The 4270-nt window shown below is 67.1% G+C and carries 6 protein-coding genes; 4 read left to right on the top strand and 2 right to left on the bottom strand.

All coding sequences use genetic code 11. The features are described 5' to 3' along the window. Window positions 1–437: 437 nt before the first annotated feature. From AB0305_RS22755 to AB0305_RS22740, 4 genes are all read left to right on the top strand, one after another. Entirely contained in the window at window positions 438–1079 is a 642-nt protein-coding gene (locus AB0305_RS22755) for a helicase associated domain-containing protein (protein ID WP_364138874.1), read from the top strand. Window positions 1080–1262: 183 nt separating this feature from the next. Beyond that, the gene (locus AB0305_RS22750; protein ID WP_364138876.1) at window positions 1263–1595 is read left to right on the top strand and encodes a hypothetical protein; all 333 of its coding nucleotides are present in this window, start codon (window positions 1263–1265) and stop codon (window positions 1593–1595) included. After that, entirely contained in the window at window positions 1576–1884 is a 309-nt protein-coding gene (locus AB0305_RS22745) for a hypothetical protein (protein ID WP_364138878.1), read from the top strand. Before AB0305_RS22750 ends, AB0305_RS22745 begins: the two co-directional genes overlap by 20 nt. Before the next feature lie 13 nt (window positions 1885–1897). After that, window positions 1898–2137: a hypothetical protein gene (locus AB0305_RS22740; RefSeq protein WP_364138879.1), complete on the top strand. Its 240-nt coding sequence runs from the start codon at window positions 1898–1900 to the stop codon at window positions 2135–2137. Between the two features lie 86 nt (window positions 2138–2223). Here AB0305_RS22740 and lspA read toward each other — a convergent pair whose 3' ends face one another. Together lspA and AB0305_RS22730 are read right to left on the bottom strand one after the other, a co-directional pair. Next, window positions 2224–2787: a signal peptidase II gene (gene lspA, locus AB0305_RS22735; RefSeq protein WP_364138880.1), complete on the bottom strand. Its 564-nt coding sequence runs from the start codon at window positions 2785–2787 to the stop codon at window positions 2224–2226. Beyond that, window positions 2784–4270 (bottom strand): cation-translocating P-type ATPase (locus AB0305_RS22730; protein ID WP_366174133.1); only part of this gene is annotated, 1487 nt, incomplete at its 5' end. The genes AB0305_RS22730 and lspA, both read right to left, overlap by 4 nt.

Here is a 4270-nt window from a genome sequence, read left to right as displayed (position 1 = left end):
GGGCGGCTCAGGTGACCGGCCAGCGTCCCCTTTCCCCCCGTTGTTTTTTGGCTGCTGGCGGAGCTTGCGGAGCTGTGCCCGACGGAGGCCTGTCTACCGAAGGCAAGGGGCGGGAAATTCCCGGAGGAAATAAGCGACGAAGGAGCGCCGGAGGGACATTTCCTGCACCGCAGGCCCCGGAGGAACGGAGGGGCTAGACGGGCTGGAGCGGGCACGTACGATCCGAAGGACAGCAGCCAAAAAACGTCGAAGACGTAGACAACAGGGCCAGGGCAGCCGGAGCTCTGCGACGGAGGCACTGGACCCAACAGCCGGCCGCGCCAGCGGACGCCCGATAACTGGTTGGAGCGCAGCGGAAATCAGTCCCTCCCAGACGCCGCGGCACACGCCCGGTTCCCTTCGGCGACGCGGATCCTCGTGGCAGGATGAGCCCCATCATGGACAGACTGCTGCGGAAGGCCCCGTACCCGGAGTGGGTGCTGATGTACCGGCTCGGCCTCGGCCGGGACCGCATCGCTGCCCTTGTCCGTGCCGCGCCGGCGACCGTCGGCTACCACCTGCGCGTGGCCCGTCGCCAGGACCCCCAGCTTCAAGCGGCACACCGGGCCGCAGGGGCAGCGCCGTCTGCGGCCGCAGTGGCGCGGATGGAAGAAGTCATAGCCTGGGTCACCGCGGCGGGCCGGCTGCCGCGAGGCCGTTCCGATGACCAGGCAGAGCGTTCCATGGAGGCATGGATCAGGCAGCGCCGCAGCGAGGCGGCTGCCGGGACCCTTCATCCGTCCTACCGGGACGGGCTGGCCCGGATCCCCGATTGGAACACCAACGCCAGGACAGCTGCGGACGAAGCACGCTGGCATGCCCGGCTGGCCGAGCTGCTGCGCTACCGGGCCGAGGGCAGCGATTGGCCACGACACCAGAAATACGCCACCGAGCAGGAACACACCCTTGGGGTGTGGATCCACATCCAAAGGCAGAAGCTCAGGGAAGGCACCCTCTCCCCCGACAAGGCCGCCCAGCTCGACGCCGCCGTCCCGGGCTGGCTGCAGGGAAGGCCGAGGGGCCGCGCTGCGCGCCCCTAACCGAGCATGCGCCCCGGTTGTGCCCATTGGGGTCAGGTGGAGCCCTCCGCACAGCTGTGGAACCGAGCGCCCGGAACGCACTGGCGAAGATTGTCGTAGGGGTGGCCCATAATTAGTTCAGCGGTCGGAAGCGGCCGCTTTTTCATGGCGTGTCTATTCGAACATATGTTCTAAAGTGGTGGTATGGGACCGGAGCAGGCAAGCCGGCTGCAGGCGCAGTACGCGCGACGTGCCGGCCCGATAGGGCTGACGGTGGAAGAGCTTGATTTCGAGCACTTCCCCGTCAAGAACGGCTTCCCCGGCATCCCGGTGAAGGCCTGGATCCGGTTCCCGAACTGCGCCGAGCTGGTCGACGGCGAGGTGTACGCCTGGACGGCGAAGGCCGCCGAAGTGATGTGGAAAGACGGTCCGATCACGTATCGGACCTGGGTATGGAGTTCGGCGGTCACCCGCCGGCAGGACAGAATGACCAGGAACTTGGGAGAGCGCGTAAACCGTGACAGCAGTAGCGAATGAAACAACTCTGGACGTCGAGGTCGACGTCCGCTTTACCGCGGCCGGCGCTCCCCTGGCCGTCAGGTTCGACGGCCGTATCTGGGCCGTGGGCGCAGACCCGGTGCACTGGTTCGCCAGGAACGACTGGTGGAACACCAGGCGGACCGCAGCGCTGGGCACCGGCGACGTCGTAAGCGTCGAATACTGGCGGGTGCAGGTACGGCTGGGAACCAACTCCGCGCTGCGCACCTTCACACTTCGGCTCGACCCTCTGGCAACCCAATGGCTCCTTGAGAGCATCAGCGACTAGGTAAGAGCCAGTCGTGCCAGCTCACACCATTCCTGCACAAGCCTGGGACAACATCCGGGCTGAGTTCACTCTGCCCTCGCTCGATCAGGTTCGCCGCCGGCTCTCCGAGCTGATGGAAGACCCCGAACCCATCATGCGTCAGCTGGTGCGGGTCTTCTTATCCGGACTACAGACGGTGGGCGTGTGGCAGGACGACGAGCTATTCCAAACTTTCGTTTATCTGGTGGGCCTGCACGATGTTCCTGCAGAATGACATGGTCCGCCGGCCGGTACGGGCCTGTTGGGAAGGGGGCTATTTGGCGGCCTCCTCAAGGAGCTGCCTGAATAGTTCATCGCTGTTCAGGGTGAGCTTTTCGCCGTCGAGGAAGAAGGTGGGTGTTCCCGTGATGCTGAGGGCTTTGCCGTCGGTGGTGGCTGCCGGGCGATGATGGTGCCGAGGATGATGAGCGCCACTCCGGTGGTGACGAACACGTCGGCGAGGTTGAAGGTGGGGAACCAGCCGCTGTGCAGGTAGTCCACGACCCCTTGCCCGTCGAGCCTGTCGATGAAGTTCCCGGCGGCGCCCCCGAGCAGCAGGGCTGCTCCTGCCCTGGACAGGCCGGTCGTGGATGGCGCGGAGGAGACGGTGTACCAGATCAGGGCCGCAATGATCAGCCCGGTGGCGGCGATGACGACCCACGGGGACAGGTCCGCGCCGAGGCTGAACGCGACACCGCGGTTGTAGACGAGCTTGATGTTGATCGGGCCCAGGTCGGTCGTGGCGCCGGTGGAGAGCAGCCCTTCGGCCAGGGCTTTAACGACCAGGTCGGCCGCGGCCAGGACGGCTGCCACCAGAAGCAGCACCGTCCTGGACCGTCGGGCCTGCCGGGCGGGCGCGTCCGGCACAGCAGTGACGGCGCTCACGCTGCCGGTTCCATGGCCAGGGCGGGCTTGGCGGCGTTGGACCCGTCCTTGCGGCTGATCCGGCCGGCTCGGACGCCGTTGGCGATCACGACGATTTCAGCCAGTTCATGGATGAGGACGACAGCGGCCAGGCCGAGCATGCCGAACAGCGCCAGCGGGATCAACACCGCGATCAGGGCCAGGGACAGGCCCACGTTCTGGAGCATGATGCGCCGGGTCCTGCGCGCATGATCCAGGACCTGCGGAAGGTGGTTCAGGTCCTCGCCCATCAGGGCGATGTCGGCCGTTTCGATCGCGACGTCCGTTCCCATGGCGCCCATGGCGATGCCGGTGTCGGCAGTCGCCAAGGCCGGGGCGTCATTGACGCCGTCGCCGACCATGGCGGTGGGAGCACGGCCCTTGAGCGTGCGGATAATCTCCGCTTTGTCCTCGGGGCGCAGGTCGGCGTGGACCTCCGTGATGCCCGCGTCCTTAGCCAGCGCGGTGGCGGTGATGAGGTTGTCCCCGGTGAGCATGGCCGTGGTGTAGCCGGAGGCTGCGAGCCGGGCGATGACGTCCCGGGCTTCAGGCCGCAGTTCGTCGCGCACGGCGACGGCGCCGATGACCTGGCCGTCGTCCTCGATCAGGACAGCCGTTGCGCCGGCGTGCTGCATCCTCTCGACCTCTGCGGCCAGCGGGCCGGCGTTGATCCAGCCCGGCCGGCCAAGGCGGACGGTCCTGCCATCGAGCCGGCCTTCCAGACCGGCGCCGGGGACGGTGTCGACATCGGTGACGGCCGCCCGGTCCGTGGCCGCTGCGAGGATGGCGCGGGCGAGCGGGTGTTCGCTGCGGGATTCCAGACCGGCCGCAAGGGCCAGAACCTGTTCCTGGGTCGTGGTTCCGGTCGCCGCGACATCGATCACGGCAGGCTTGTTGCGGGTAAGCGTTCCGGTCTTGTCTAGTGCGATGGTGCGGATTTTGCCGAGGGTTTCCAGGGCGCCGCCGCCCTTGATCAGTACGCCGATGCGGCTGGCTGCACCCACGGACGCGACGACGGTGACGGGCACGGAGATGGCCAGTGCGCAGGGTGATGCGGCGACCAGGACGACGAGGGCGCGTTCAAACCACAACAACGGTTCCCCGACGATGAAGCCGAAGACGATGATCAGGGCCGCGGCGATCAGGATGCCCGGGACGAGCTTTTTGGCGATGGAGTCGGCCAGGCGCTGGCCCGGGCCCTTGCGGGACTGCTCGGCCTCCACGATGTGCACGATCCTGGCCAACGAGTTGTTCTCGGCAGTGCTGGTGACTTCAACCTCAAGCGGTCCGGTGCCGTTGATCGACCCCGCATAGACCTCGCTTCCCGGTCCGGCCTCGACGGGCACGGATTCACCGGTCAGCGCCGAAGCGTCCAGGGAGGTGCGGCCGGTGATGATCCGACCGTCAGTGGCCAGACGTTCCCCTGGCCGGACCACCATCCGGTCCCCCGGGATAAGTTCTGCCG

It is taken from the genome of Arthrobacter sp. NPDC080086, from assembly GCF_040702285.1.
The sequence above is the reverse complement of the archived record's forward strand: the minus strand, read 5'-3'. Positions and strand labels throughout refer to the sequence as shown.